The sequence below is a fragment of the Flavobacterium sp. YJ01 genome (genome assembly GCF_029320955.1).
Taxonomy (GTDB): domain Bacteria; phylum Bacteroidota; class Bacteroidia; order Flavobacteriales; family Flavobacteriaceae; genus Flavobacterium.
Genome location: NZ_CP119757.1, coordinates 4,409,079 through 4,433,705 on the forward strand (window position 1 = coordinate 4,409,079; position 24,627 = coordinate 4,433,705).

The window sequence follows — 24,627 nt, forward strand, 5'->3', positions numbered from 1 at the left end:
AAATATGTAAAAAGCTTAGTGAAAATTCATTATTTAATGGTTTTGACTGAGATTTATTTATCCTATAATAAACTCAAATATTTAGTTGATTTTTATAAAGAATTTATGAAAAAAGTATCGATTTTTAAGGCTTTACGCATTAGTTTTGACTAAATTTGAATATTAAAACGGCTTGAAAATCAATAAAAAGCTATTGTAAATTTCTAAAAAAGTGAAAAGAGAAATAATTAAAACGTTAGATGGTTCAACTACAATTCGTTTGCCAGAATGGGACGAATGTTATCATTCTAAACACGGAGCAATTCAAGAAGCAAAACACGTATTTATAAAAAATGGACTTTCATTATTTGAAAATCCTATAAGTATATTAGAAATTGGTTTTGGAACTGGTTTAAATGCATTTATTACTTTTTTGGAAGCCATTCGAAAAAATCAGAAAATAGATTATGTTGGAGTAGAAGCTTATCCTGTTGATGCAGATGAAATTTTAGAAATGAATTATGCAGAAGAATTAGAAGCATTGGAATTTAGTAACATTTTTGAAAAAATGCATAAATCAGTTTGGAATGAAAAAGTAGAAATTTGCGATCAGTTCTCGTTAACCAAAAGGAAACAATTTTTTGATGAAATTGACGATTTTGAAACATTTGATTTGATTTACTTTGATGCCTTCGGATATAGAGTGCAACCGGAGCTTTGGAGTACAGAAATTTTTCAGAAAATGTACAATAGTTTAAAGCCTAATGGAGTTTTGGTTACTTATGCAGCTCGCGGAGTTGTTAAAAGAAGCATGATTGCTGTAGGATTTACCGTGGAAAAATTAGCTGGACCTCCTGGTAAACGAGAAATGTTTAGAGCCTTTAAAAACCTTTAGAAACGAGTTGTTTAGAACGATTCTATATTGATTTATATGTTTTAAGAAAACGTATTCGTTGCTAAAGTTTTTAAAATAATTAGTTAAAAATGGAATTTATGTTGGTTAATTGTTTAAATTTGGCTCGAGTTTAAAAAAATAGATAACCCCCGAAAATCTTATTTTATTATGTCAAAAATGATGTTTGATTACACGAAATCAATACTTGAGAGAGTTAGTTTCGATCCGATACTTTTCTGCAAAGAGCTAGAAAAAGCTATCAAGACACTGTTACCTTATGAAATGGAACAATTACAAGAATGGTTATTAAGTTTTGTAATCGAAAAGCCAGAATTAAAACAAAGTCTACTACTTATTAAAGCATAAAAAAAGGAGCCAATTTGGCTCCTTTTTTATTACGCTTTCTTTTGCAGCGGACTTATGATTTGAACATTCTGAAAAACAATTGCGCCTTTTACAACGCCAGCAATTGTAGATCGAATTGCGTCAATGATTTGCATCTTTAATTCGCTTTTTGGGTAAATTAAACTTACCTCGCGAGCAGGTTTAGGTTCCTTAAAGTTTCGAAGTTTCAGTTTATCGGATTCTTTTAAGTCTAAGGTGTGCAAGTACGGAAGTAATGTTGTGCCCAAGCCTTCGTCGGCTAATTTAATCAGGGTTTCAAAACTACCGCTTTGAATCTGGAAATTACTTTGATCGGCATCTGAAACGCTTTTGCAAAGATTTAAAATTCCATCTCTAAAACAATGTCCGTCTTGTAAAAGCAGGATTTCATTCAGATTTAAATCAGAAACTTCAATTTCTTGTTTTCCAAAAATGGCATGTTGTTCTGGAATGTAGGCTACAAACGGTTCAAAATACAAAACGATTTCTTTAATCTTCTCATCTTCCAAAGGCGTTGCTGCAATTGCGGCATCTAAATGTCCGTTTTTAAGCTTAACAATAATTTCTTCTGTATTTAATTCTTCAATTAAAAGTTTAACTTTTGGATATTTTTTAATGAAATTATTTAAAAACATAGGCAAAAGTGTCGGCATAATCGTCGGAATTATTCCTAAACGAAATTCTCCTCCAATAAAACCTTTCTGTTGTTCTACAATATCTTTGATACGATCGGCTTCGTTTACGATATTCTTAGCTTGATTTACTATTTTCTGACCAATATCAGTAAGCTGAATAGGTTTTTTGCTTCTGTCAAATATTAAGATATTAAGTTCTTCTTCAATCTTTTGTATTTGCATACTTAAGGTTGGCTGAGTTACAAAGCATTTTTCGGCGGCAAGTGTGAAGTTTTTGTGTTCGGCAACTGCTAACACATATTGTAATTGAGTTATAGTCATGTTGATAGTAATTTGTGATGCAAAAATAAGAAAATATAATTTTTATTTATATTTATTTTATGAAACTTACTTTAATTTTGTAGTAAATTAGTGTAAAAAAGAGATTATGAAGACAAATATTTTAGGATTACCTATAAAAGAATCAGAATTATTAGTAAAAGAATTAAATGTGCTTTTATCCAACTTTCAAGTGTATTATCAAAATTTGAGAGGAATTCATTGGAACATTCGCGGAAAGCGTTTTTTTGATTTACATGTAAAATTCGAAGAATTATATACAGATGCTCAATTAAAAATAGATATGATAGCCGAAAGAGTTTTGACAATTGGAGGAACACCTTTGCATACTTTTGAAGATTATATCAAAAACAATAAATTAATCGTTGGAAAGAATATTTCTAATGATGAAAAAGCGGTTCAATTAATTGTTCATTCTTTGTCAGATTTATTAAAAATTGAAAGAGAAATATTAAACAAATCAGACGAAATTAACGATGAAGGAACCAATTCAATGATGAGCGACTTCATTTCTGAGCAAGAAAAAACAATCTGGATGATGAATGCTTGGTTAGAAGAAACGCTTTAACTTGTTGTTTTTTAATGAAATAAAAGCAGAATGCGGTAAAAATTGCATTCTGCTTTTCTGTTTATGTTAAATTTCTATAAAAATCTCTTTGATTTTATTTGTTTAACGCTATTTTTGTTTTGATGAAATTCGTAGCCCGCATATTATTATTCATATTTATTGCCTTCTTATCTACCCCGACAATTGTTCAGGCGTTAAAGAAAGGGAATGGTGCGGTTGTGTCTTTTAGTATTGCTGAAGAAGAAGTACATAAAGAACTTAAAAATGTAGTTCATCCAACAGTTTTAGAGCATGAAGTTTTAATTCCGGTTTGCATCGAGAAAAAAACAATCATTTCTGAAAATATTGTAAAACTTGACAATATTTCTCCGAGCATATTTGCTCCACCTCCCAATTTAGTATAATACTTCCGATTATTTTGATCTTTAACCACATTTCATTCTGAGATGAGGGAAATCTTTAATGAATAATTTTTTTAGTATTGTATTATGACAAAAAAAATCAATCTTTTTGCCAACCTTAAATCTGATTTTGCTTCAGGTTTAGTGGTTTTTTTGGTAGCTCTTCCGTTGTGTTTAGGTATTGCAATGGCTTCAGGAGCGCCATTATTTTCTGGAATTATCGCTGGTGTTATTGGTGGTATCGTAGTAGGATATCTAAGCCAGTCGCACATTAGTGTATCAGGTCCAGCTGCAGGGTTAACTGCTATTGTTTTAACCGCAATTACTGATTTAGGAGCTTTCGATGTATTTTTAATGTCTGTTTTTATCGCTGGATTAATTCAATTAGCATTAGGATTCTTAAGAGCCGGAAGTATATCAAATTATTTTCCGACAAATGTGATTGAAGGTATGCTGGCAGGTATTGGAATTATTATTATTCTGAAACAAATTCCTCATGCATTTGGTTATGATGCAGATTATGAGGGAGATCAAGCTTTTGTACAAAATGACGGAAGTAATTCTTTTTCATTTCTGTTTGATGTTTTAAATCATATTCAACTAGGAGCTGTTGTAGTAACTTTAGTTTCGCTAACAATTTTGCTTTGTTGGGAAAGAGTTTCTTTTCTAAAAAGAATAAAACTAGTTCCAGGTGCTTTAATTGCTGTTATTGCGGGAGTAGTTTTAAACGAGATATTTGTATCAACAGGAAGTTCTTTGGCAATTGGAAAAGAACATTTGGTTTCTTTGCCAGTTCCAAAATCTTTTGATGATTTCAAATCCATTATTATAATGCCAAACTTTGCATCGGTTACCAATCCGCAGGTTTGGGTTGTGGCTCTCACAATTGCAATTGTGGCTTCTATTGAAACACTTTTGTGTATTGAAGCTTCTGATAGAATGGACGTTCAGAAACGATATACTAACACCAATGTAGAGCTTAAAGCTCAAGGAATTGGAAATGTTGTAAGTTCACTTTTAGGAGGTCTTCCGATGACATCTGTTGTAGTGCGTTCGTCAGCAAATAATAATGCAGGAGCAAAATCAAAAATGTCTACCATTATTCATGGTGTACTTTTATTAATAAGTGTTTTATCTATTCCGATGATTTTAAACAAAATTCCATTGGCAACTTTGGCAACTGTTCTAATCTTGGTCGGATATAAATTAGCAAAACCAGCAACTTTTATGCATTTCTGGAAAAAGGGGAAATACCAGTTTGTCCCTTTTATTGCAACTTTGGTCTTTGTCGTTGCGACAGATTTGCTAAAAGGTGTTGCGTTGGGAATTATCATCAGTATTATTTTTGTTTTGAGAGGAAATCTTAAGAGAGCTTATATCTTCAAAAAAGAAGAATATGAAGACGGAGATATTATTCATATTGATTTGGCGCAAGAAGTTTCATTTTTAAATAAAGCAGCAATCAAACAAACTTTGAATGAAATTCCTGAAAATTCTAAAGTAATTATAAATGCTCATGATACGGAATATATTGCGCACGATGTTTTGGATTTAATACGGGAATTCAAGGGGACTAGAGCAATTGATGAAAACATAAAAGTAAAGCTTAAAGGTTTTAAAGAAGCTTACGAACTAGAAAATACACCTGAAAATAATAATCATGTTACTATTGAACATTATTATGATGTAGCGAAAAGAGAAGTAGTTAAGAAAGAAGTTGTTAGAGGAGAATAATAAAATTTAGGTGCTTTTGAGATCAAAAAAATGTCAAAATTTAGGTAACTTTACATCAAGTTCATTTTTTGAGACTATTATAACTTAGAAATTACCACAAAAAATAAAAAAAATGAGAAAATTTTATGAGCAGTTGCTAGAAAACAATAAAAAGTGGGTTGAAACTTCATTAGCAAAAGATCCGAATTATTTTGCTGATTTGGCAAAAGGACAACAGCCACCATTATTATGGATTGGATGTTCTGATAGCCGTGTTCCTGCAAACGAAATTGTTGGTGCAAAACCAGGTGAAGTTTTTGTGCACAGAAACATTGCGAATATGGTTGTTCACTCTGATATGAATATGTTAAGTGTTCTGGATTATGCTGTAAATGTTTTGAAAATTAAACATATTATCGTGTGCGGACATTACGGATGCGGTGGTGTTAAAGCTGCAATGGGACATCAATCTGTTGGAATTATTGACAACTGGCTTCGTCATATTAAAGACGAATATCGTTTGCATGACAAATATTTGAATTCAATTGAAAACGAGGAAGAGCGTTTTAATGCTTTTGTTGAAATCAATACTAAAGAACAGGTTTACAACTTAGCAAAAACGTCAATTGTTCAGAATGCTTGGAAAAATGGACAAGATTTAATGCTTCACGGTTGGGTTTACGGATTAAATTCAGGTTTTGTAACTGACTTAGATGTAAATATCGCTTCGAATGACGAACTTGATGAAGTTTATCAATTAGATCTTTAATAAATAGATAAAAAAATCGCCCTCATAAAAGGGCGATTTTTTTTTATTCGTTTTCGTCAAGATTCTCATTAAATGCCGATGGCAGCATTGTTGGAATAAACTTAATTAATATCGGCAATAGCAAACTTCCTCCAGGAAGTAAAAAGATAGTCAACGATGGGATGGTTTTGCAAATATCTAAAAGCTGTTTTTTGACTTTCTTCTTTTCCTTCGCATCCAAATCTCTTGTTGTAGAATAAGCAAGCAATACTACAAGCTCTTTGCTCTGCATAATTTCTCTAACCAATCTGTTTTTATTTCTAACAATCAGCTTTATAACGCTATGCGTCATTTGGTCGTAAAAATGTTTTACAGGATTTGAATAATTAAAATAAGGAATCTTCTTTCTATGTGTTGTAATAAAAGTATTGGTTGTGTCCATACTCTGAGTTACAAAATTGTCAGAAACTCCCATTGTAGAACCTAAAGCGTATAAGAAATACGATTCTTCATTTTCGACAACACCATCGCTCCATAATGCCATACCGGCCATGTCGATCAAGTAATATTGTTCTAATTTATTTTTAAAATAATCAAGATTCAAAGTTTCTAAAGTTTCTACAGTTACTTTTGAGAATTTTGAATAGCGTATTGAAGCTTCGAAAAGTTTGATCAATAAATCATCATGTTGCGATTTTACAGTTTTGGTTTTCAAAGCCAAGCCAACAATTCCAAGAACGGTTTCTTCAATGCGTTTTAGATATTTTTCTGGAATTTGACCGTGTTCTAAATATTGTCTAAAAGCCAAAACATCAATAAATAATAAAGCATTGGTTACTAAATGCGAAAAGTTTTTACTGATAATGCTATCGTTTGTCTGAACTCTTTGATCAATTATATTTTCTAGAGATAGGGAAGGGGTATCTTTAGGCAATAAGATTTTAAACAAATTAAACCCTTCTGGATTCATCTGTTTATAAAACTTTAAAACTTCTGAAATAAAATTTTTAGGTTCCGAATTTCTTTTTTCTAAACAAAAAACATGATAAAGCGTATTGAGTAACGCTGTTTTAGAAATTTCGGTTTTAAACCAACCTTTTATCGGAATCGGAATCTGTGAATCTATAGCAATAATATGACCATATATAAATCCTGTTTCTCTTACTTTATAGTAAAATGAATCTACAGTTTCAAAAGGAATTGCTTCTGAAAACTTCTGTTCACTAAAAAACTTATCGATCCAGCCTGGTGCTGATGGGTTAATCATTGACTTAATTTTGCTGATGCAAAGCTATGTCTTTTTCTTGTTTTAGAATTAATTTTAAATGAAATAACCGCTATTTTTTGTGAAAATATAGCGGTTATTATGATTTTTCTTATTTGATAATTCCTGCACAAGCTACTCTTCCTCCCGCATTTCCAGTTGGTTGAGTGGTAAAATCATCTGTTCCTGCGTGTACAATTAGGCCTTTTCCTAGAATGTCTTTGTTGCTGTCTCCGCATCCGATGCACCATTCATCTGTAGTAAGTGTAATCGATCCGTTACCTTTTGCATCTGCAGTAAAGTTTCCGATATCTCCTTTATGGTATTCTCCAACTCCCCATTTTCCATGTTTTTTAAAAGTTGGATTCCAGTGTCCTCCAGCAGAACTTCCGTCGGCAGAACTACAATCAGCTTTTTCATGAATATGGATAGCGTGAACTCCTGGTTCTAAACCGGTCATTTTTGCAACAACAGTAACTTTACCATTTTTTTCAGTAAAAACAGCTGTTCCGCCAACTTTGCTATTGCTTTTTGGTTCTAATGCAACAGTTAAAGTTTTTGCGTCATTTGATTTGTTATTAGTCTTACAGCCAATGATTAAAGCTGTAATTATAGCGAAAGAAACGATTAATTTTTTCATATATACGGGCATTTTTAATTAAAGATTAAGTAAATTTAACATAAAATAACGGAATACTTTAACTCTAAAAGTTAAAAAAAAGTCAAACTATACGTTATAATTTAATATCGATTGAGCACAAAACCGAAAAATATTGCTTAAATTCGTTATGGTTTCAAAGCATTTTTTCAGAAGCCAAACTTCTCTAATTCGTTCATATTTAATATTTAAGGTTATGATGAAAAAGATTCTTACTCTCGTTTTTTTTAGTGTAATGTTGCTTGCTTGTACTGCTTCTAAAAATAAAAAAAATAATGCCGCTTCACAACTCGATGGTACTTGGGAACTGAACTATATTACTGGACCACGAATTACATTCGATGGTTTATATCCAAACAAAAAGCCAACAATAAATTTTGATACAAAAGAAAATAGAGTTTCAGGAAATAATAGCTGTAATTCTTACACAGGAAAATTGATTATAACAGACAATAAGATTGATTTTACTCAGCCAATGGCAGTTACAAAAATGATGTGTCTAGATAATCAAGGAGAACAAGTCTACATGACTACACTTCAAAAGATAACCTCTTTTGATATTACCGATGACGGAAAAACTTTAAATTTTATTTCTGGTGATATTGCCATGATGCGATTTAGCAAAAAAGAAAAATAATTCTACTTTAATTTATATTTTTTATGTCAGTTAGACTACCTATTTTATTACTAATATGTCTATTAAGTTTTCCAACTTTTGCACAGCAAAAAACGAAAAAAGAACTTAAGGCAGAACAAGCTCAGGAAAAACAGAAGGAAATTGAAGAATTAATTGATGCTAAGACTTTTGTTTTTGAAGCTCAAAAAGTTACACCGCAAGGCGGTAGATTAATTATTTTAAATGATTATTCCTATTTTTTAAAATTTAATATTGATAGTACTTCTTGTGATTTACCATTTTTTGGACGTGCTTTTAATGTGGCATACAATGGTGATGGCGGAATGAAGTTTGAAGGTAAACCAGAAAATATTAAGGTCGGAAAAAAATCGAAAAACATTAATTTTCAGGCAACTGTAAAAGGTGACAACGATACTTACGATCTGATGTTTCGAATTTTTTATAACGGATCGGCAACATTATCTATCAACAGTAATAATAGAGCTCCTATTAGTTACGATGGAATTATTCGTGCTCCAAAAGATAAGGAAAAAAAATAAAGAACTTACCCCAATCTCATCCTATTAAATATGTTTTAATGTGTTAAAAATCAATATTTTTTGAAGTATATAAATTTTTAAAAACAACCCAAAACAAATTTTAATTATGAAAAAATTAAGTCTTATTCTTATTTTGGCAATTGCCTCGTTTTCATCATATGCGCAATCTTCTTTTACAGAAGATTTGGAAGTAGTGCAAAGTGTTTATGGAAAATCTAAAAGTGAACTAGTGAAACAATACATGAATTTGTCTGATGTTCAAGCTACTGCTTTTTCTAAAGTATATGATGATTATGAAACACAACGAAAAGCATTAGGCCAAACCAAATTTAAATTGATAAATGATTATGCTGCAAATTACGAAACTCTGACAGATGCAAAAGCAGATGAATTGGCAAAAGGAACTTTGAAAAATCATATTGCTTACGAAAAACTATATTGCAAAACGTATTCAAAAGCAAAAAAAGCAATTGGATCAATTAATGCAGCAAAATTTATTCAGTTAGAAGTTTATTTGCAGACCATTATTCGCAGTGAAATTTTAGAAGCTATTCCTTTTATTGGAGAATTAGACAAATCAAAAGTTCAATAAAATTAGCATTATATAAAACAGAAAAAGGCAGTTGTTTAGAAAATCAACTGCCTTTTTTTGTATGTTAAACAAAATTATTTTTCTGTTTTTACTTTGTAAATTTCATTTACCATTCCATCTCGGAAACTGTCTAAAGTAAGTTCCCAAAACATAATTCCGCCTAATTTTTTAGTTTTTACATATTCAGCTTTTGCCTTAATGGATTTTAAATCATCTGATGTTGCAAAAGTTTTTGTTGTTGCATTGTACCAATATGGCGCTTTAGCTTTATCATCCCAGAAATATTTCCATCCGTTAGCTTCTGTGTAAGTTTTAGCATAGTTTTTAAAATCAACACCTTCAAAATGTTCTCCAGCTTGATACAATCCGTTATTGATATTTTCTACATTTTTCCATTGTCTTGTATAAAATGCCCCTCCAATTACTAGTTTTTCAGCAGGAACTCCTGCTTTCAATAAAAATTCGACAGCTCTATCTGTAGATTCTTCTTTCGGATTTGTGCTGTATAATGGAGTGTGATGACCTGTTATTTTTGAATATCCATTTACTAAATCATAACTCATGATGTTAATACGGTTTACCAATGGAGTGACCGCTTTCCAATCGATAGATTCATCTAGATATTTTTGGAAACCACCAGCAGCAAAACTTAGTTCATATTTTTTACCTAAAGTTGTACGTAATATTTTAACCAATTCTGTAAAGTTTGGTTTATCAACAGCTTGATATAAGTGACCAGGAAGTCCTTCAATTGCAGGATATTCCCAATCTAAATCTAATCCGTCAACTTTATAGGAATCACTTAATTCTTTTACTGATTTTGCAAATTTCAAGCGCCCTTCAGCAGTTGAAAAAGCAGCAGAACAAGGTTCACATCCGCCCCAACCTCCAAGAGATACAATAATTTTTAATTGTGGATTTTTAGCCTTTAAAGAAACTAAATGTTTCATAGTAATTGAATCTTTTGGAGAATCAACGGTCAATTTTCCATCTTTTAAATGACAGAAACTGAAAATGATTTGATTTAATTTACCAACTTCGTATTCATCAATAAGTTTAGAATCGCCTGTGTAGTAGGCAATAATATCCATTTTTTTATTTTTTTGAGCAAAAGTATTGGAGATACCAAAGCAGATTAAAAATAAAGCAATTAGAGTAGTTTGTTTCATTTTTCTGGTTTTTTAGTGTTTTTTAGAAAGCTAAAAGTACTGCAATAAATTTGATATTTTGCTATGTCATCTTAAGGGGAATAACAATTTTAACGAATATTTTGCAAATTAGTGCAAAAAACTTGCGTCTTGTAGTTAAAATCTTTCGTCTTTAAAAATAAAAAATAAACCCGCACAGTTTCGGACTTGTGCGGGTTTATAACAAATTAAAAGCTAAAAACTATCTTTATATTAGAAGCAGTATGAATTTTCTGCTACTAATTTTTCTGCAATTTTTTCTCTAAGTGCCACAACATTTGGCAGGTTAGTATATTTAGTGAAACGTTTAAGTCCCATTAACATCATACGTTGTTCGTCTCCTTCAGAGAAAGAAGCGATTCCTTCTTTTCCTCTTAAGTTTACGATATCAACCGCTTTGTATAAGTATAATTTAGCCATAGCGATTTGCTCCTGAACTTTTTCTTCTCCTTGAGTTTTTGCTAATTTCTCAGTTCTAAGAATAGTACTTTCAGCCATATAGATTTCAATTAAGATATCGGCAGCAGCCATCAATAATTGTTGGTGAGAATCTAAATCCGGGCCGTATTTTTGAACAGCGCTTCCGGCAACCATTAAAAACACTTTTTTCAAGTTCGCTACGATTACTTTTTCTTCTGCAAATAATTCAGAGAAATCAGGCGTATCAAAAGATGGAATTCCCATTAATTCTTCCTGAACTTTCATTGCTGGTCCAAGTAAATCAACGTGTCCTTTCATTGCTTTTTTGATCAACATACCTACAGAAAGCATTCTGTTGATTTCGTTTGTTCCTTCGTAGATACGAGCGATACGAGCATCTCTCCAAGCACTCTCCATTGGAGTATCTTCAGAGAATCCCATTCCACCAAAAACCTGAATACCTTCGTCAGAACAGTTTTGAACGTCCTCAGAAACCGCTACTTTCAAGATAGAACACTCGATAGCATATTCTTCAACACCTTTTAATTCAGCTTCTTGGTGACTTGTTCCTTCTGCTTCACGAGCAGCGATTCTGTCTTCGATGTCTTTTGCAGCACGGTAAGAAGCACTTTCTCCAGCGTAAGCGTTAGTTGCCATTTCAGCTAATTTAGAACGGATTGCTCCAAAAGATGAAATAGAAGTATTAAACTGAATTCTTTCGTTAGCATATTTTACAGCTCCAGAAGTAACTCTTCTTTGAGCATCTAAACAAGCAGCAGCCAATTTAATACGTCCAACGTTAAGAGCATTCATAGCTATTTTGAAACCGTTTCCTCTTTCAGATAACATGTTTTCAACCGGCACTTTTGTTTCGTTGAAGAAAACCTGACGAGTAGAAGAAGCACGAATTCCTAATTTATGCTCTTCTTCATTCATAGAAATTCCGTTTGAAGGATCGTTTTCTACGATGAAACCTGTAATATTTTTATCATCTCCAATACGAGCAAAAACGATGAAAACGCTGCAGAAACCTGCATTCGAAATCCACATTTTTTGACCTGTGATAGAGTAGTATTTTCCGTCTTCAGATAAAACTGCTTTAGTTTTTCCTGAGTTAGCATCAGATCCTGCGCCTGGCTCAGTTAAGCAATAAGCACCAAACCATTCTCCAGAAGCCAATTTTGGAACGTATTTTTTCTTTTGTTCTTCTGTACCGTAAAGTGTAATTGGCATAGTTCCAATTCCTGTATGAGCACCAAAAGCAGTTGAGAACGAACCCGTTGCTCCAGAAATGTAGTCACAAACCAACATTGTAGAAACAAATCCCATTCCTAATCCGCCGTATTCTTCCGGAACTGCAACTCCAAGAAGTCCAAGTTCACCTGCTTTACGCATAGAAGCTTCTGTGTAAGCGTAATCTTTTTTCTCAAAACGATCTTTATGCGCCCATAATTCTTTGTCAACGAACTCTTTTACAGATTCACGCATCATTAACTGCTCTTCCGAGAAATCTTCTGGTGTGAAGATGTCCTCGCATTTTGTTTCTTTAACTAAAAACTGACCACCACGAGTCACGTTTTTTTCGATTGTATCTGCCATTTTGTCTTTTGTTTTTTATGAAAGAAAATAGAAAATAGAGTATAGAAAATAGACTTTTACTTTAGTCCGTTTTGAAAACTCATTGTCATTCTTTGGAATTCTTCTATTTTAATTTCTAATTGGTTAAATTGTATCTCGTTTATATATTTTCTATGTTTAGCAATCAATAATTGTGTAACTAGTTCGAATGAAGAACCAAGAGAAATGTCTAAAAAATGACTAAAAGACTTATCAGTTCTTGAAGATCCTTCGGCAATATTACTAGGCATCGAAACCGAACATCTGCTTATTTGAGAACTCAAATCGTATCGTTCGTGTTTTGGAAATTCTATTAATACATCTGAAATTTCATTAGCAATTGAAATTCCAATCTTCCAAATCTTTAAGTTTTTATAATTGTGTCTCATTTTTTTTTGAGTCAATTTAAGAAATTAAAATAAAAAAGTAAGATTAATACTATATTTATTTTGTTTTTTGAAACATTTTATAACTCCAAAAAAGTCACTCTCTATATATTCTCAAAGAAAAACATCTATTTTCTTTATTCTATATTCTATTCTCTTTTTTAAAGAACCTCGTAAACCCCTGCAGAACCTTGTCCAGTCCCCACACACATCGAAACGATTCCGTATTTATTACCTCTACGTTTCATTTCATCAAATAACTGAACAGAAAGTTTAGCTCCTGTACATCCTAGAGGGTGACCTAAAGCGATAGCTCCACCGTTTACGTTTACGATTTCTGGGTTTATGTTTAGTTCGCGGGTTACTGCTAAAGCTTGTGAAGCAAAGGCCTCGTTTAACTCAATTAACTCAATATCGTTTAATGTTAATCCCGCTTGTTTTAAGGCTTTCGGAATTGCTTTTACCGGACCAATACCCATAATTCTTGGCTCAACACCAGAAGAAGCAAAGTTTACTAATCTTGCGATTGGTTCAAGGTTTAATTCTTTTACCATTTCTTCGCTCATGATTAAAACAAAAGCTGCACCGTCACTCATTTGAGAAGAGTTACCAGCAGTTACACTTCCGTCAGCAGCGAAAACTGGTTTTAAACCTGCCAAAGCCTCTTTAGAAGTTCCTGCTCTTGGTCCTTCGTCTTTGTTTACAACGTATGATTTAGTTTCTTTTTTACCATTTTCATTGATGAAAGTCTGCTCAACAGTAATCGGAACGATTTGTTTGTCGAATTTTCCTTCTGCTTGTGCTTTTAAGGCTTTCATATGAGAGTTGTAAGCAAACTCATCTTGATCTTCTCTAGAGATTTTGTATTGATTGGCAACCGCTTCAGCAGTTAAACCCATTCCCCAGTAGTAATCTTCGTGACCTGCAGCAGCAACTTTATAATCCGGAGTTGGTTTGTAACCTCCCATCGGAATATAACTCATACTTTCAGCTCCACCTGCAATGATACAATCTGCCATTCCTGATTGGATTTTAGCCGTCGCCATTCCGATAGTTTCTAATCCAGATGCGCAGTAACGGTTAACTGTAACACCAGGAACATCTTCTACTTTTAATCCCATTAAAGAGATCAAACGTCCAACGTTAAGACCTTGTTCTGCTTCCGGCATGGCATTTCCTACCATAACGTCGTCGATACGTTTTTTATCGAAATTAGGCAGTTCGTCCATCATAAACTGAATGGTTTCTGCAGCTAATTCATCAGGTCTTTTAAATCTAAAAACACCTTTTGGAGCTTTTCCAACTGCTGTTCTATATGCTTTTACTATATATGCTGTTTTCATTTGTTTTGTTTTTTAAGAGTATAGAAGATAGAGTATAGAAAATAGACTTTACGAAGTCTCAAATCTATATTCTATTCTCTTTGTTCTATTTTCTAATTACGAAGTGGTTTTCCTTTAGTTAACATATATTGAATTCTTTCTAAAGTTTTTCTCTCTGTACAAAGAGATAAGAAAGCTTCACGTTCGATATCTAATAAATATTGTTCAGATACTAAAGTTGCTTCAGATAAATCACCACCAGCCATTACATAAGCCAGTTTGTTAGCAATTTTCTTGTCGTGCTCAGAAATGTATTTTCCAGCCTGCATTTGATCTGTTCCAACTAAGAACATACCCAAAGCTTGTTTTCCTAGAACTTTAATATCGTTTCTTCTGATGGGCTGCGTATAACCAGCTTCCGCCATTAACAAAGCATGTTTTTTAGCTTCAGCAATCTGACGATCTTTGTTTACTACGATAATGTCTTTACCATGTTGAAGAAGTCCAGTATCAAAAGCTTCGTAACCAGAAGTCGAAACTTTAGCCATTGCGATTGTCAAGAAATACTCTTGAAGAACATTCAATTCCACGTCGTTTTTGCGAAATAAATCTGAAGCTCTTAAAGTCATTTCTTTAGAACCACCACCACCAGGGATAACTCCAACACCAAACTCAACTAATCCCATGTACGTTTCTGCGGCAGCAACTACTTTATCAGCATGTAAACTCATTTCGCATCCACCTCCAAAAGTCATTCCGTGAGGCGCTACTACAACTGGAATAGAAGAGTAACGAACACGCATCATAGTATCTTGGAACAATTTGATCGCCATGTTCAATTCGTCATATTCCTGCTCAACCGCCATCATGAAAATCATTCCGATATTAGCTCCAACAGAGAAATTCGCTGCTTGGTTACCAATAACTAAACCTTGATATTCTTTTTCAGATAAGTCGATTGCTTTATTGATAGCTTGTAGAACGTCACCACCAATTGTATTCATTTTAGATTGGAATTCTAAGTTTAAGATTCCATCTCCTAAATCCTGAATAATTGCTCCACTGTTGCTCCAAACTTTTTTGCTTTCGCGGATGTTGTTTAGGATAATGAATGAATCTTGTCCAGGAACTTTTACTTGTGATTTTGTCGGAATGTTATAGAAATAAGTCGCTCCTTCTTTTACAGAATAGAAACTATCGCTTCCAGAAGCCAGCATTTCAGTAACCCATGCAGCAGGTTCTAAACCTTCGGCTTTCATGATTTCAATTCCTTTGGCAACACCAATTGCATCCCAGATTTCGAATGGACCATTTTCCCATCCAAAACCAGCTTTCATGGCATCGTCAATTTTGTATAATTCGTCTGAGATTTCAGGAACTCTGTTTGACACATAAGCAAACATTCCAGCGAAACTCTTACGGTAGAATTCTCCCGCTTTGTCTGTTCCTTTTACTAAAACTTTAAAACGATTGATTGGTTTATCGATAGTTTTTGTTAGTTCAAGCGTAGCAAAATTTGCTTTTTTCGCAGCGCGGTATTCTAATGTATCTAAGTCTAAAGAAAGAATATCTTTATCTACTTTTTTATAAAAACCTTGTCCAGTTTTGCTTCCTAACCAATTATTTTCCATCATTTTGTTGATGAAATCAGGAAGTTTGAACAATTCGTGTTGCTCGTCGTTCGGGCAGTTTTCGTAAATACCGTTGGCAACGTGTACCAAAGTATCCAATCCAACAACGTCAACAGTACGGAAAGTAGCCGATTTTGGACGACCAATTACTGGACCAGTCAATTTATCAACTTCTTCAATTGTTAATCCCATTTCTTTTACCAAGTGGAATAAACTTTGGATTCCGTAAATACCAATTCTGTTTCCAATAAACGCCGGAGTATCTTTAGCAACAACCGAAGTTTTTCCTAAGAATTTAGATCCGTATTCGTTTAAGAAATCCAATACTTCAGTAGAAGTTTTTGGACCAGGAATAATTTCAAATAATTTTAAGTAACGCGCAGGGTTAAAAAAGTGAGTTCCGCAGAAGTGCTGTTGGAAATCTTCGCTTCTTCCTTCACTCATAAAGTGAATTGGAATACCAGAAGTATTAGAAGTAACCAAAGTTCCCGGTTTACGGAATTTCTCGATTTGTTCAAAAACTAATTTCTTAATGTCTAAACGCTCAACAACAACCTCGATAATCCAGTCAACATTAGCAATTTTAGCCATATCATCTGTCGTATTTCCAGTTGTAATTCGGTTTGCGAATTTCTGACTGTAAATAGGAGATGGTTTTGATTTTAATGAATTCGCCAAATGTTCGTTTACCACACGGTTGCGAACGGCTTTACTTTCAAGTGTTAATCCTTTTTTAGCTTCAGCTTCGGTCAGTTCACGCGGTACAATGTCCAGAAGTAAAACTTCGACACCAATGTTAGCAAAATGACAAGCTATACCTGAACCCATAATTCCGGATCCAATTACAGCAACTTTTTTAATTGTGCGTTTCATATTTGTTATTATTTGTTTTTTACAGAATCAGGACAATCAAAATTGATTACTTTTCTTCTGTGTTTTCTGTTTGATTAAATATGTTTTTATCGTGAATCAGTTCATTGATGATTTCTGAAACTTCAATAAAATGATTCAGTTTTTCTTCCGAAACATGTTTTCTAACGGTTTCATTAAACTTTAGAACTGTATTTTTAGATAAATCTCTTTTTTCTTTTCCAAAATCGGTTAGATAAATCAAAACACCTCTGCCGTCGCTTGGGTTCTTTTTGCGAACAATTAAACCTTTTTCTTCCATAGATTTCAAGGTTCTTGTTAAGCTGGTGGCTTCCATTCCCATTCTTGGGCCAAGAGCCGTTGACGGAGTTCCTTCTTCCTTGTCCATACTTAAAAGAGCAAATCCTGTTGCCATTGTTGCGTCATATTTAGCAGCTTCTTCGTTATACATTCTTGAAACAGCCTGCCATGTCGCTCTCAAAATATAATCTATCGTTTTGTCTTTCATAGTTAACTATATCGATTTCAAATATAATTAAAAAATACTATGCATGCATATAATTTTTTAATAATTTTTTGGTTAGTTATAAAATATCCCTGATTTAGAGGGTTTTGGTTGTTTATTTTAAGTGTAATATACTATTCTTTTTTTAGATTTTAACATTTTTAATGCTGTAAAAATCCTTTTTTAGTTTTTAAAACGCATTTAATTCTGTATTCTGTAAAAAATTATGCATTTATTTCAGTTGGTTTTTCAGAATCATAGCGCGAAATGGCGTCTTGAAGTATCTTTTTCATACGATTTCTCAGACCTTCTGGTCTTAAAATTTCAACACAGCTTCCAAAACCTAATAAAAGCCGTTCCATTTCGTAATTTGGAATTACATATATATGTATAATGACACTTCTGTCTTCATTTTCCTTGATTAATCGCTGAGAAGTATGCAAAGGTTTTGTAAGTACATAAGGTGCATTCGAAGCGTCAACCCATAATTCGATTCTTCTAGCTTTTAATCCTGAATTAACGGTAACGCCAATTATATCTTTATAATAATCATCGGAATCAAAATCTTCTTCTAAATAGGGAAGATTAAAATCGTAATCAATAGAAATAATTCTGTCTAAAGCTAAATTTGTAATCGGCTGAGAAGCTTTTTTCTTTCCGACCAAAAACCAACGATTATTAAATTCCTTTAATATAAAAGGATGAAAATGAAATTTTGTTTCTTCTCTGGATTTAAAAGATTTATAAGTAATAATTAGAACCATTTTCTTGATAATCGCCTGATATATTTCATCTAAATAATGAAGTCCTTTTAAGTTTTCATTTTTGTCCAGATAAATAACTGGTTTGGTATGTGATTTTTCGGCGTAGATTTTATCTTCCAAACGTTGTAGAATATCCGAAACATCATTAAATAAAGAGAAATCTTTAAATTGCTTCAACATCGAAACGGTTTCAGTCAAAACATTCATATCTGTTTCCGTTAGCGGAATATCGGTTATCGAAAAATCTTCGTCTTCATATTTATAATACTTTTTATCGTAAACCACGATTGGCGCATTATAACCCAATTTCTCACTTCGCATCAACTGAATATCCATTTGAATAGTTCGCTTGCTAATTGGGTTTTGGCGTCCTTCGTATTCAGATAAAGCTCCAGAACATTCTTCGATTAAATCTTCTAATGTCCATTGTCTATATTTGTTCTGAAGGCATTTATCGATGGTTTTGTATCGGATTAAGGCGTTTTTGTTTTGTGACATGTTTTTATGATTTTGGGCGTGTCCCTCCGGGCCGGGCTTTACGTTCCCGCTTTTTTTAAGGCGAAGAAAAATCGCCTTAAAAAAGAGCTCCACTTCAATCCCTCACGCATTTACGTTAATAATGAAATCTCGTTTTCAATGATTTTATTTTCGTTCCAATTTTCCGTAGAGACGCACCGTAGAGGCGCACAGCAGTGCGTCTCCGCAACGATTAGCCACAACGCATAGCAAAACCCGACATGTTTAATTATTTCGTTATATTGGTGTCGAATTACTTTGCGTAGACGCACTGCAGTGCGTCTCTACAGACATACTTTATGTTAATATTGAAATTTCCTTTTCAATATTAATTCTCCCTTTCTCCTCATATAAATTCCGAAATTCCTCAGTCTGAAAAATAAACTCATTCTCCAGAAAATGTTTCAAAGCTTTTGCACGTCCAGGTTTGTATAGAAAATCGGGATAGATGCTATATTCTTTTCTAATTTGTTCAAAATAGATTTTATAATCGTTCCAATCTTTACCGAGAATTTTCAAATCAAAATCGATTAACCAATTAATATCTTCAATTTCATTTTGGTGATGTTGCTGTGTGGCGCAGATTGTATCAAACACTAATTGTTTATTTAGATTGACATTTTCAGGTAAAATAGCCAAAGCAAACTCAGCACTTTTGAGTTCGTTATCTTTTTTAGAAGCCGAATAAACAAAATCATGATAAAAAATAGAAAATAATATTTCATTCGAGTTTTGAAGTTGATCACGATACGTTTCAAAACTGTCAATCATTTCTTCTAAATGCATGAGATTATGATAATGCCTTGATTTTGTTGAATATGTATTTTCTAGATCCTTCCAGTTTTGCTGAATTTCATTCGCTGAAAAGCCAATATTCGAAAGCAAATCAGAATAGATTTTCTCTAAATTCATGTTGTTTTTTACTCAAATTTAAAATTCTTTTTTTACTGCGCAAAATAATTGCGTAGTGGTTTTGAAATCTTTGTTCAAGAAATAAAACAATAATCATTGTCTAATTTTAAAAACCAGAAATTATGAAATTCAATTTTTTAGCAAAAGAGAAAAACAATATAGTTAATCACGAAAACGCACCAGCTTTTTCTTTAACATCAGAATACGAATTGTACACAGCAGTCGTAACAACAAGTTTGAGTGCTTCATTTTATGAAAAAGATACAACTCGTTTAGAGCGAATCAAAAACTTGATTAAAAAATGCAATCCGGTATTTGTTGCAAAATTGGCAGTTTATGCCCGTAACGAAATGCATATGCGTTCTGTGCCATTAGTTTTGGTTGTAGAATTGGCTAAGATTTATTCTGGCGATTCTTTAATCAGTAAAATGATAATTAATGTTATACAACGTGCAGACGAAATAACAGAATTGTTAGCGTATTACCAAATGGCAAACGAACGAAATGGCGTTAAGAAATTAAATCGTTTATCAAAGCAAATCCAAAAAGGTTTAGCGGTTTCATTCAATAAATTTGACGAATACCAATTCGCAAAATACAATCGTGATGGTGCTGTAAAATTAAAAGATGCGTTGTTTTTGGTTCATCCAAAAGCAAAAGACGAAGCGCAACAAACCATTTTTAATAAAGTTGTGAGTAACACTTTGCAAACGCCATATACTTGGGAAACTGAGTTGTCGCAATTAGGTCAAATAAAGTTTTATAACGAATTTGAAAAACAAAAAGCATTCACCCAAAAATGGGAAGAATTGATTGATAGCGGTAAAGTAGGTTACATGGCTTTGTTGCGTAACTTACGAAATATCTTAGAAGCGAATGTTTCGGGTTTTCATATGCAAAAAGTATGCGATTACCTTTCTAACGAAAAAGCAGTCGCAAACTCAAAACAATTGCCATTCCGATTTTTAGCAGCGTATCGTGAAGTGAAAGATTTGAATTTCAAATATACTTCAATGGTTTTAGATGCTTTGGAAGATGCTGTTACGGCAAGTTCACAAAACATAAAAGGTTTTGATTTGAATACATCTATTGTAATTGCGTGTGACGTTTCGGGTTCGATGCAACAGCCAATTTCAGCAAAAAGTAAAGTATTGCTTTACGATATTGGTTTGATGTTGGGTATGTTAATGCAAAGGCGTTGTAAAAATGTGGTTAGCGGTATGTTTGGTGATCGTTGGAAAATAATCAATATGCCAAAGCGAAGCATATTGGCCAACGTTAATGAATATTACAAACGCGAAGGTGAAGTGGGTTACGCTACAAACGGTCATTTGGTTTTGGAAGATTTAATTGGCCGAAAAGAAATTGTAGACAAAGTAATGTTGTTTACAGATGTTCAAATGTGGAATAATGCGTACGCAAAAGACTCATTTGCAAACTCCTGGAGCCGATACAAAAAGATCGCTCCAAATGCAAAATTGTATTTGTTTGATTTGGCTGGTTACGGTCAGGCGCCAATTAACATCGAAAAAAACGATGTATATTTAATAGCCGGTTGGTCAGATAAAGTGTTTGATGTTTTGAATGCTTTAGACGATAAAAACAGCGCATTAAATTACATCAATCGAATAGAATTGTAAATTTTAAATCTACTGCGCAAAATAATTGCGCAGTATGATTTGAAAATTTGTAAAAGAAATAAGTTCATTGAAAATAAGAATAAAAAACAAGTGTCGTAGATAAGTGTTACTTCGCTGTTAACGACGTTGTCACGGGTTCGAGTCCCGTCACTTCCGCAAGAAAAAAAATATAAAAGGAAGTGTAGCTCAGTGGTAGAGCACGTAAATTTCACTTATCGTTTGTTGCCTTGTTTAAAAAATAAAAAAAAGAATGTCGTAAATAAGAGTTACTTCGTCTCAAATTTGGGGAGGAATAGCGAAGTTGTAAAATCAGCAAGGTTATCCAGTTCGACTCTGGCAAGACAAGCCCCGTTTCTCTTATTGCTTTTTACTTCTTTTTAAAAACTGAAAAATGTCGTGTGTGAGAGCTACTTCGTAAAGGTTTCAAAATACTCTCATCAATTATTACTTTTTCAAAAAATAAGATGCCGTGTATAAGTGTTACTTCGTCGGTTGATTTATTAGGTTCGAATCCTAAAGTCACTTATCAATTATTGCTCTTAAAAAAAAAGAGTGTCGTCAGGAAATGGTTCCTTCGTTCCAAAGAAATTTAAACCATTCCTAAATGTTACCTCTTTTAAAATTATGAATTAAAAAAAGGATGTTGAAAAAACGTATTATTTGTCATTTCGACGAAGGAGAAATCTCCACGAGAGGCTCTACAAAGATTAGTGATTTTGATTGCGGAGTTACTTGTGAAGATTTCTCCTTACGTCGAAATGACAAACTGTATGTTGATCCTTTTAAATAAAAACTTTGCGTCTTAGCGACTTTGCGAGAAATATGTCTTCGCTTGGCAAAAAACCTTTGCGACTTTGTCACTTTGAACCTTTGTCCCTTAAAAAACAAAAAAATGAAAACACAAATAAGCGGAACAGATATATTAGAATTAGGATTTCCAGAAGGAAAAATAATTGGGATTGCCTTAAAAATAAATAGCAAAAGAAACGGATTTACAAGAGACGAAATGATTACAAATTTCAAAAACGTCCTAGAAACTCCGGAAAATTATATAGACGATAAAATCTTCAGCAAACTGGCTGTGGCTTTAATCGAAAAATCGAATGAAAAACCAGAAGATTTCATTGCTTTAAATCAGAATCCAAATGCATATTCGGCTTACGGATTAGATCATATCGAAGACGGAGCCAGAAAACAAATGGAAGTTGCCATGAAATTGCCGGTTACGGTTGCGGGAGCTTTAATGCCAGACGCGCACCAAGGTTACGGATTACCAATTGGAGGAGTTTTAGCCACAAAAAATGCCATTATTCCGTATGGAGTTGGGGTTGATATTGGGTGTAGAATGGCGTTGTCAGTTTATGATATTCCAGAAGATTTTTACTTTGAAAACGAAGCTAAATTCAAAAGAGAATTAATTGCCAATTCCATTTTTGGAGCAGGTCACGGATTTCACGGTCAGTACAAATCAGATCATGCGGTTTTGGAGAACGATACATTTAATATGAATCCGTTTGTGAAGAATTTGAAAGATAAAGCTTGGTCGCAATTAGGATCTTCGGGTGGTGGAAATCACTTTGTGGAATTCGGAATCATGGAATTTGCCAAAGACGATGTGGTTTTAAATATTCCAAAAGGAAAATACGTCGCTTTGTTAACGCATTCGGGTTCACGCGGAATGGGTGCCACAATCGCTGGACATTATACTAAAATCGCCAAAGACGAATGTAAACTTCCAGAAGTGGCAAAAAACTTAGCGTATTTGGATATGAATTCGCAATTAGGACAAGAATATTGGTTGGCGATGAATTTGGCGGGAGACTACGCTTCGGCTTGTCACGAGATTATCCATAACAAAATGGAACGCGCTTTGGGTGCGACGATTTTAGCCAAAGTCGAAAACCACCATAATTTTGCCTGGAAAGAAATCTGGAACGGCGAAGAAGTGATCGTACATAGAAAAGGAGCAACTCCAGCCGGAAAAGGCGTTATGGGAATCATTCCGGGAAGTATGACCGCACCTGGATTTTTGGTGAGAGGAAAAGGCGAGGAGAACGCCATCAATTCGGCTTCGCATGGAGCAGGAAGACAAATGAGCAGAACCCAAGCCATAAAAAACATCACACAAACCGAAATGAAATCGATCCTGAGAGATCATGGCGTTACGCTTATCGGTGCAGGTCTAGACGAAGCTCCAATGGCGTATAAAGATATCAATCAGGTGATGGAAGCGCAACAGGATTTAGTAGATGTTATAGCGAAGTTTACGCCAAAATTAGTGAGAATGGCGGATGATGGGAGTCGAGAAGATTAGTTTTTTTAGAGGTTCAAAGTGACAGAGAAACAAAGGTGCAAAGGTTTTTCCGCATTTTATGTCATTTCGACGGAGGAGAAATCACACGCGGGATTCGACAAAGATTGGCGACATTCTTTGCAGAGTTTCTAGTGCGATTTCTCCCTTCGGTCGAAATGACAAACAGTACGAAAAAACTTTGCGACTCAGCGACTTTGCGAGATTAAAAAGAAAAATTTAGCAACTTAAAAAAAAATTAAAGGTTCCAAAGAGAAAAAAAACTTAGCATCTTAGCCTCTCAGAACCTTAGCAACTTTACAAAATATGAATTACATAGACATAGGAATCAATCTAACCAACAAACAATTCCAAAACGACATAGACGATGTCGTACAAGACGCGCTCGACGCCGATGTATCGCAAATGATACTTACGGGAACTAGCGTAAGAAACAGCGAAACTTCATTAGAAATCGCCAAACAATATCCGGAAATATTATATTCGACGGCGGGAATACATCCGCATGATGCGAAGAGTTTTGATGAAAAAAGCATTTTAAAACTGCGAAATTTATTAAAGCAGAAACATGTCGTTTCGGTTGGCGAATGCGGACTCGATTTTGATCGTGACTTTTCGCCCCGAAACAAACAGGAAGAATGTTACAAAGCCCAATTAGAATTGGCGATTGAAGTACAGAAACCTTTGTTTTTGCACGAAAGAAGCGCTTTTAATTCTTTTATGAATATTACCAAAGACTATTTACCGCAATTGCCCAAAGCCGTTGTGCATTGTTTTACGGGAACGTTGCAAGAAGCCAAAACCTATCTCGATAACGGATTTTATCTGGGTTTTACGGGAGCGATTTCAGATGCCAAACGTTTCAGTCATTTAAAAGAAGTCATTGAGTACGTACCGCTCGACCGAATGATGATTGAAACCGATGCGCCGTTTATGCTTCCTAAAAATGTCCCGAACAGCCTTTTGAAGAAATACCACGAACGCCGTTGCGAACCTGCTTTTCTGCCGTATGTTGCCGGAACTATTGCACAGTTTAAAGGAATTACTTTGGCTAAAGTGGTGGAGGAAACGACTAGGAATTCTAAAAACTTTTTTGGGATTTAGGTCTTAATTATAAAGATCATTTGTTGGCTTTTAAATCAGGGGTTTGTACTTGGTTTGAGGGCTTTTTGTTTATATATATTTGGAGGCAAA

Annotated in this window: 23 protein-coding genes; 12 read left to right on the forward strand and 11 right to left on the reverse strand. The window is 33.7% G+C overall.

The genetic code is table 11. From position 1 onward, the window contains the following. Positions 1–211 precede the first annotated feature (211 nt). Together mnmD and P0R33_RS19275 are read left to right on the forward strand one after the other, a co-directional pair. A complete protein-coding gene (mnmD, locus tag P0R33_RS19270) occupies positions 212–874 on the forward strand; it encodes a tRNA (5-methylaminomethyl-2-thiouridine)(34)-methyltransferase MnmD (RefSeq protein WP_276172791.1) in 663 nt (220 codons plus the stop codon). 168 nt (positions 875–1,042) lie between these two features. Next, positions 1,043–1,240: a hypothetical protein gene (locus P0R33_RS19275; RefSeq protein ID WP_276172792.1), complete on the forward strand. Its 198-nt coding sequence runs from the start codon at positions 1,043–1,045 to the stop codon at positions 1,238–1,240. Between the two features lie 29 nt (positions 1,241–1,269). On the opposite strand, the gene P0R33_RS19280 is transcribed toward P0R33_RS19275, so the two are convergent. Then, positions 1,270–2,214, reverse strand: coding sequence for a LysR substrate-binding domain-containing protein (locus P0R33_RS19280; RefSeq protein WP_276172793.1), 945 nt, complete (start codon positions 2,212–2,214; stop codon positions 1,270–1,272). Positions 2,215–2,320: 106 nt separating this feature from the next. On the opposite strand from P0R33_RS19280, the gene P0R33_RS19285 reads away from it, so the two are divergent. The 4 genes from P0R33_RS19285 to can all read left to right on the forward strand — a co-directional run bounded on the left by P0R33_RS19285 (position 2,321) and on the right by can (position 5,683). Then, on the forward strand, positions 2,321–2,800 hold the full coding sequence (locus P0R33_RS19285; RefSeq protein WP_276172794.1) for a Dps family protein: 480 nt from the start codon (positions 2,321–2,323) through the stop codon (positions 2,798–2,800). 122 nt (positions 2,801–2,922) lie between these two features. Beyond that, positions 2,923–3,204 (forward strand): hypothetical protein, encoded by a 282-nt coding sequence (locus P0R33_RS19290; RefSeq protein ID WP_276172795.1) that lies wholly within the window; start codon positions 2,923–2,925, stop codon positions 3,202–3,204. Between the two features lie 84 nt (positions 3,205–3,288). After that, a complete protein-coding gene (locus P0R33_RS19295) occupies positions 3,289–4,935 on the forward strand; it encodes a SulP family inorganic anion transporter (protein WP_276172796.1) in 1,647 nt (548 codons plus the stop codon). A 112-nt stretch (positions 4,936–5,047) separates the two neighbouring features. Further along, the gene (gene can, locus P0R33_RS19300; RefSeq protein WP_184160776.1) at positions 5,048–5,683 is read left to right on the forward strand and encodes a carbonate dehydratase; all 636 of its coding nucleotides are present in this window, start codon (positions 5,048–5,050) and stop codon (positions 5,681–5,683) included. A gap of 43 nt (positions 5,684–5,726) precedes the next feature. On the opposite strand, the gene P0R33_RS19305 is transcribed toward can, so the two are convergent. After that, positions 5,727–6,929, reverse strand: a complete 1,203-nt coding sequence (locus P0R33_RS19305) for an LETM1-related biofilm-associated protein (protein WP_276172797.1) — start codon at positions 6,927–6,929, stop codon at positions 5,727–5,729. Between the two features lie 109 nt (positions 6,930–7,038). Next, a complete protein-coding gene (locus tag P0R33_RS19310) occupies positions 7,039–7,566 on the reverse strand; it encodes a superoxide dismutase family protein (protein WP_276172798.1) in 528 nt (175 codons plus the stop codon). 214 nt (positions 7,567–7,780) lie between these two features. On the opposite strand from P0R33_RS19310, the gene P0R33_RS19315 reads away from it, so the two are divergent. The 3 genes from P0R33_RS19315 to P0R33_RS19325 all read left to right on the forward strand — a co-directional run bounded on the left by P0R33_RS19315 (position 7,781) and on the right by P0R33_RS19325 (position 9,352). Next, positions 7,781–8,221 carry an META domain-containing protein gene (locus tag P0R33_RS19315; protein WP_276172799.1) on the forward strand — a complete coding sequence of 147 codons (441 nt, stop codon included), beginning with the start codon at positions 7,781–7,783 and terminating at the stop codon, positions 8,219–8,221. Between the two features lie 23 nt (positions 8,222–8,244). Continuing rightward, positions 8,245–8,760: a DUF4251 domain-containing protein gene (locus P0R33_RS19320; RefSeq protein ID WP_276172800.1), complete on the forward strand. Its 516-nt coding sequence runs from the start codon at positions 8,245–8,247 to the stop codon at positions 8,758–8,760. A 106-nt stretch (positions 8,761–8,866) separates the two neighbouring features. Beyond that, entirely contained in the window at positions 8,867–9,352 is a 486-nt protein-coding gene (locus tag P0R33_RS19325; RefSeq protein ID WP_276172801.1) for a hypothetical protein, read from the forward strand. Between the two features lie 74 nt (positions 9,353–9,426). Here the strand turns inward: P0R33_RS19325 and P0R33_RS19330 are convergent, their stop codons facing one another. The 8 genes from P0R33_RS19330 to P0R33_RS19365 all read right to left on the reverse strand — a co-directional run bounded on the left by P0R33_RS19330 (position 9,427) and on the right by P0R33_RS19365 (position 19,482). Next, positions 9,427–10,521, reverse strand: a complete 1,095-nt coding sequence (locus P0R33_RS19330) for a glycoside hydrolase family 18 protein (protein WP_276172802.1) — start codon at positions 10,519–10,521, stop codon at positions 9,427–9,429. Positions 10,522–10,752: 231 nt separating this feature from the next. Next, the gene (locus P0R33_RS19335; protein ID WP_276172803.1) at positions 10,753–12,558 is read right to left on the reverse strand and encodes an acyl-CoA dehydrogenase family protein; all 1,806 of its coding nucleotides are present in this window, start codon (positions 12,556–12,558) and stop codon (positions 10,753–10,755) included. Between the two features lie 56 nt (positions 12,559–12,614). Further along, positions 12,615–12,965: a four helix bundle protein gene (locus P0R33_RS19340; protein WP_276172804.1), complete on the reverse strand. Its 351-nt coding sequence runs from the start codon at positions 12,963–12,965 to the stop codon at positions 12,615–12,617. A 158-nt stretch (positions 12,966–13,123) separates the two neighbouring features. Continuing rightward, positions 13,124–14,305: an acetyl-CoA C-acyltransferase gene (locus tag P0R33_RS19345; protein WP_198856475.1), complete on the reverse strand. Its 1,182-nt coding sequence runs from the start codon at positions 14,303–14,305 to the stop codon at positions 13,124–13,126. A 92-nt stretch (positions 14,306–14,397) separates the two neighbouring features. After that, a complete protein-coding gene (locus P0R33_RS19350; RefSeq protein ID WP_276172805.1) occupies positions 14,398–16,788 on the reverse strand; it encodes a 3-hydroxyacyl-CoA dehydrogenase/enoyl-CoA hydratase family protein in 2,391 nt (796 codons plus the stop codon). A gap of 46 nt (positions 16,789–16,834) precedes the next feature. Next, positions 16,835–17,293: a MarR family transcriptional regulator gene (locus tag P0R33_RS19355; protein WP_274253820.1), complete on the reverse strand. Its 459-nt coding sequence runs from the start codon at positions 17,291–17,293 to the stop codon at positions 16,835–16,837. Positions 17,294–17,514: 221 nt separating this feature from the next. Further along, positions 17,515–18,552 (reverse strand): WYL domain-containing protein, encoded by a 1,038-nt coding sequence (locus P0R33_RS19360; RefSeq protein WP_276172806.1) that lies wholly within the window; start codon positions 18,550–18,552, stop codon positions 17,515–17,517. Positions 18,553–18,867: 315 nt separating this feature from the next. Beyond that, entirely contained in the window at positions 18,868–19,482 is a 615-nt protein-coding gene (locus P0R33_RS19365; RefSeq protein ID WP_276172807.1) for a hypothetical protein, read from the reverse strand. A 122-nt stretch (positions 19,483–19,604) separates the two neighbouring features. Between P0R33_RS19365 and P0R33_RS19370 the strand changes: the two genes are divergently transcribed. From P0R33_RS19370 to P0R33_RS19380, 3 genes are all read left to right on the forward strand, one after another. Next, a complete protein-coding gene (locus P0R33_RS19370; protein ID WP_276172808.1) occupies positions 19,605–21,122 on the forward strand; it encodes a TROVE domain-containing protein in 1,518 nt (505 codons plus the stop codon). An 892-nt stretch (positions 21,123–22,014) separates the two neighbouring features. After that, positions 22,015–23,436 (forward strand): RtcB family protein, encoded by a 1,422-nt coding sequence (locus P0R33_RS19375; protein ID WP_276172809.1) that lies wholly within the window; start codon positions 22,015–22,017, stop codon positions 23,434–23,436. A gap of 303 nt (positions 23,437–23,739) precedes the next feature. Next, complete coding sequence (locus P0R33_RS19380) at positions 23,740–24,537, forward strand: TatD family hydrolase (RefSeq protein WP_276172810.1); 798 nt, start codon at positions 23,740–23,742, stop codon at positions 24,535–24,537. Positions 24,538–24,627 lie beyond the last annotated feature (90 nt).

Excerpts from the sequence above, each read along its gene's own strand:
- P0R33_RS19275 (WP_276172792.1), top strand. The coding sequence starts at position 1,043 with ATGTCAAAAATGATGTTTGATTACACGAAATCAATACTTGAGAGAGTT.
- P0R33_RS19280 (WP_276172793.1), bottom strand. The coding sequence starts at position 2,214 with ATGACTATAACTCAATTACAATATGTGTTAGCAGTTGCCGAACACAAA.
- P0R33_RS19285 (WP_276172794.1), top strand. The coding sequence starts at position 2,321 with ATGAAGACAAATATTTTAGGATTACCTATAAAAGAATCAGAATTATTA.
- P0R33_RS19290 (WP_276172795.1), top strand. The coding sequence starts at position 2,923 with ATGAAATTCGTAGCCCGCATATTATTATTCATATTTATTGCCTTCTTA.
- P0R33_RS19295 (WP_276172796.1), top strand. The coding sequence starts at position 3,289 with ATGACAAAAAAAATCAATCTTTTTGCCAACCTTAAATCTGATTTTGCT.
- can (WP_184160776.1), top strand. The coding sequence starts at position 5,048 with ATGAGAAAATTTTATGAGCAGTTGCTAGAAAACAATAAAAAGTGGGTT.
- P0R33_RS19305 (WP_276172797.1), bottom strand. The coding sequence starts at position 6,929 with ATGATTAACCCATCAGCACCAGGCTGGATCGATAAGTTTTTTAGTGAA.
- P0R33_RS19310 (WP_276172798.1), bottom strand. The coding sequence starts at position 7,566 with ATGAAAAAATTAATCGTTTCTTTCGCTATAATTACAGCTTTAATCATT.
- P0R33_RS19315 (WP_276172799.1), top strand. The coding sequence starts at position 7,781 with ATGATGAAAAAGATTCTTACTCTCGTTTTTTTTAGTGTAATGTTGCTT.
- P0R33_RS19320 (WP_276172800.1), top strand. The coding sequence starts at position 8,245 with ATGTCAGTTAGACTACCTATTTTATTACTAATATGTCTATTAAGTTTT.
- P0R33_RS19325 (WP_276172801.1), top strand. The coding sequence starts at position 8,867 with ATGAAAAAATTAAGTCTTATTCTTATTTTGGCAATTGCCTCGTTTTCA.
- P0R33_RS19330 (WP_276172802.1), bottom strand. The coding sequence starts at position 10,521 with ATGAAACAAACTACTCTAATTGCTTTATTTTTAATCTGCTTTGGTATC.
- P0R33_RS19335 (WP_276172803.1), bottom strand. The coding sequence starts at position 12,558 with ATGGCAGATACAATCGAAAAAAACGTGACTCGTGGTGGTCAGTTTTTA.
- P0R33_RS19340 (WP_276172804.1), bottom strand. The coding sequence starts at position 12,965 with ATGAGACACAATTATAAAAACTTAAAGATTTGGAAGATTGGAATTTCA.
- P0R33_RS19345 (WP_198856475.1), bottom strand. The coding sequence starts at position 14,305 with ATGAAAACAGCATATATAGTAAAAGCATATAGAACAGCAGTTGGAAAA.
- P0R33_RS19350 (WP_276172805.1), bottom strand. The coding sequence starts at position 16,788 with ATGAAACGCACAATTAAAAAAGTTGCTGTAATTGGATCCGGAATTATG.
- P0R33_RS19355 (WP_274253820.1), bottom strand. The coding sequence starts at position 17,293 with ATGAAAGACAAAACGATAGATTATATTTTGAGAGCGACATGGCAGGCT.
- P0R33_RS19360 (WP_276172806.1), bottom strand. The coding sequence starts at position 18,552 with ATGTCACAAAACAAAAACGCCTTAATCCGATACAAAACCATCGATAAA.
- P0R33_RS19365 (WP_276172807.1), bottom strand. The coding sequence starts at position 19,482 with ATGAATTTAGAGAAAATCTATTCTGATTTGCTTTCGAATATTGGCTTT.
- P0R33_RS19370 (WP_276172808.1), top strand. The coding sequence starts at position 19,605 with ATGAAATTCAATTTTTTAGCAAAAGAGAAAAACAATATAGTTAATCAC.
- P0R33_RS19375 (WP_276172809.1), top strand. The coding sequence starts at position 22,015 with ATGAAAACACAAATAAGCGGAACAGATATATTAGAATTAGGATTTCCA.
- P0R33_RS19380 (WP_276172810.1), top strand. The coding sequence starts at position 23,740 with ATGAATTACATAGACATAGGAATCAATCTAACCAACAAACAATTCCAA.